The sequence below is a fragment of the Vicinamibacteria bacterium genome, from assembly GCA_035620555.1.
Lineage (GTDB): Bacteria > Acidobacteriota > Vicinamibacteria > Marinacidobacterales > SMYC01 > DASPGQ01.
The window spans coordinates 1-3295 of the sequence record DASPGQ010000204.1 but is presented as its reverse complement, the minus strand read 5'-3'; the positions used below and the strand labels follow the sequence as shown (position 1 = coordinate 3295).

Annotated in this window: 2 protein-coding genes; both read left to right on the top strand. The window is 65.5% G+C overall.

From position 1 onward, the window contains the following. Positions 1-1285 (top strand): tetratricopeptide repeat protein (locus VEK15_08275; protein HXV60675.1); only part of this gene is annotated, 1285 nt, incomplete at its 5' end. Positions 1286-1290: 5 nt separating this feature from the next. Continuing rightward, positions 1291-3295: sulfatase-like hydrolase/transferase (locus VEK15_08270; protein ID HXV60674.1), on the top strand; the 2005-nt coding region annotated here is incomplete at its 3' end.

The window sequence follows — 3295 nt, the reverse complement described above, 5'->3', positions numbered from 1 at the left end:
CGATCGATTCAGCTTTCTTCTCGGGCTCGCACGGACCCGGCTCGATCTTCGGCAACTCGATGAGGCGCTCGTGGCACTCGATGAGGCAGAGGCCCTCCGTCCGAAGGCGGCGCGCGTGCCGTACATGAAGGCCGAGGCGCTCGCAGCCCAGGGGAAGCTCGACGAGGCACGGCGGATGCTCGCCAGATCCGCGGAGCTCCAGCCGGAGTGGGTGCAGCCGCACCTTCGGCTCGGAGAGATCGCGCTCGCGGTTGGAGATGCCGTCACCGCGGTGTCGCATCTGGAGAAGGCGCGGACTCTCGCTCCCGAGGCTCCGGTGGTTCTCGTGACGCTCGGCGACGCGCAAGCCCGCGCCGGAAAAATCGTGGACGCTCTCGCGTCGTGGAAGCGCGCCCTCGAGCTGGCACCGGAGATGCCCAAGGTGCAGGCCCGCATCGCCCGCGCTCTGTGGACGCTCGGAAAACGCGACGAATCGTTCGCGGCTTACCGCGCGGCGGTCCAGCTGGATCCTGATGACCTGCAGACTCGCACGGCATATGCCCTGGCGCTCTTCTCGCTCGAGCGTTCCGACGATGCGGCTCGGGAGTTCGCCGAGGTTCTCGAACGCGACCCCGATAGCGGAGTCGCTCTCTACTATCTCGGGGTCACGAGAGAAAGCCGAGAGGATCTCGAGCGTGCGTTGCCCAGGCTCGAGGGGGCCGAGGGCGACATGCCGGTCCTCGCCGGGCGCGCGGGGGAAAGCTATGCCATCCGGCTCGCCGCCGCGGTCGAGCTCGCCGAGATGATGCTCGCGTCGGGCGAGCTCGAGCAAGCCACGGCGCTCCTCGAGCCCGTCGTGAATCGAGCGCCCGACTATGCGACGGCCCACTATCACCTCGGCCTCGCTTACCGCAAGCTCGGGCGAAGGGACGAGGCCACGCAAGCGCTCGCTCGATTTCAGCGGATCAACGACGCGCGTGAGCACGACCAGCTTGCGCTCAAGGCGCTCGAGTCCGGCGACGAAGCCCGAGCCATCGAGGAGCTCGAAAGAGCCCTCGCCATCTATCCCGAGGACCGGGTAGCCCACGGCGAGCTCGCGAGGATCTACCTCGCCCAGGGAGACGAGGCCCGTTCGGCGCGGCATCTCGAGCACGTCGTCGAGTACACGGACTCACCCGAGAGCGCCTTCACCGATCTTCTCACCTATTACTGCGAAGTCGGGGACCTCGACCGGGCCCGGGTAGTCTTCGAGCGCGCCGTCGACCGTCAGCTCTCGATACCTCGCCTCTGCCTCCATTCGCCATGAGGGCGGTGATCCGCGCCTTGTCTCTCGTCACGCTCCTCTCGGGGTGCGGCGAGAAAGCGACGCCGAACGTCCTGCTCCTGACCCTCGATACGCTTCGAGCCGATCGACTGGGAGCCTATGGCTACGCGCTCGCGGAGACGCCCAACCTCGACGCTCTGGCGGCGGACGGCACTTTGTTCGAGAACGCGATCGCACAGGTTCCGCTGACCCTCCCCTCGCACACGACCCTCTTCACCGGAACGTATCCTGTTGGCCACGGTGTTCGCGACAACGGCGGCTATGTGCTGGGCGATGACCTCGCCACGCTCGCCGAGCTCGCCGCCTCGCGGGGCTACCGCACCGGCGCCTTCGTCTCCGCCTTCGTCCTCGATTCCCGCTTCGGACTCGATCGCGGTTTCGCGACCTACTACGATCAGTTCGACCTCTCGCGCTACGAGCGCATCTCGCTCGGAAGCGTCGAGCGGATCGCCGAGGAAACGGTGGAGGAGTTCCTCCCCTGGCTTTCGACGGTCGGCGAATCGCCCTTCTTCGCCTGGGTGCATCTGTACGACCCCCACGCACCCTACGATCCGCCCGAGCCTTTCGCCACACGATTTGCCGAAAGACCCTACGACGGAGAGGTGAGCTACGTCGACGCTGCCGTCGGGCGCATCCTGGATTTCCTGCGGGCGCGGGATCTCTACCGACACACCGCGATCGTCGTGGCCGGTGACCACGGCGAGGGACTCGGCGACCACCGCGAGCTGACGCACGGCAATTTCGTCTACGATTCCACTCTCCGGGTACCGCTGATCATTCGCATGCCCGACGACGGCGCGGCACGCGGACGACGCGCGAGCGGGCAGGTCGGGCTCATCGACTTGTTCCCCACTATCGGTGAGATTCTTGGCGCCGTCGTTCCCGCGCAGGCCGAAGGCCGGAGCCTTCTGCCGATCGTCCGGGGCGATGGCCTTTCCGATCTCCCGCTCATGGTCGAATCGATGTATCCCCGGCTTCACTACGGGTGGAGCGAGATGATGGCGGTTCGCACCGGCCGGTACAAGTTCATCGACACGCCGAAGCCGGAGCTCTACGATCTCTCGAGCGATCCCGCCGAAAGCAACAACCTCGTGGGCCTCGAGCCGGATCTCGCCGAACGAATGCGTCGACTGCTCGCCGAGCACGAAGCCAAGACCAAAGATTCGGTAGCGACCCCCACACCCCTGGATCCCGACACCGAGCGGCGCCTGCGCGCACTCGGCTACGTCGGAGGTATCGAGCCCGCGACCGAGATGGATCGAAACGAGCTAGCCGATCCCAAGGACAAGATCGAGATCCTCCAGGCCATCGCGCGGGCGGATGGACTCGGCGCTCAACGGCGCTACGACGAGGCGATCGAGCTCCTGCTCGGGGTGCTCCACGACGATCCCGATATCGTCGACGCGCATCTGTCTCTCGGCAACCTCTATTCCTCGACGGGACGTTACGAAGATGCCATCGCCCAGTTTCGCCGCTGTCTCGATCTGTCGCCCGACTACGGGCTCGCCCTCACGAATCTCGCACTCGCCTACCGCAGGATCGGAAAGCTCGACGAGGCGAAGATCGGTTTCGAGCGCGTTTTGTCGCTGGACCCCGGAAACCGGCAAGCGTTCTTCAACCTGGGCGAGATCGCTCTGTTTCGGAAGAGCTACGATGAGGCCCTCGATTTCTTCCAGCGAGGACTCGAGCAAGAGCCCGAGTCCCCCCTCTTCCTTCGCCAGCTCGGCGTCGCCTACTTCTACCTCGCCGACTTCCCCAAGGCCGAGCAGAAGCTCGAGTCGGCACGTCGCTCGCGTTCGGACCTGGAGTCCGTTCATTTTACGCTGGCGCTGCTCTACGAAGAGCTGGGACGTCTCGCCGAAGCCGAGAAGGCCTACCGTGAGGAGATAGGCTTTCACCCCGATCACCTACGAGCGCGAGTCAATCTCGCCAGTTTGCTCGGCGCGCAAGATCGATTCGACGAGCAGATTGCCGAGCTCGAAGCGTTGACCA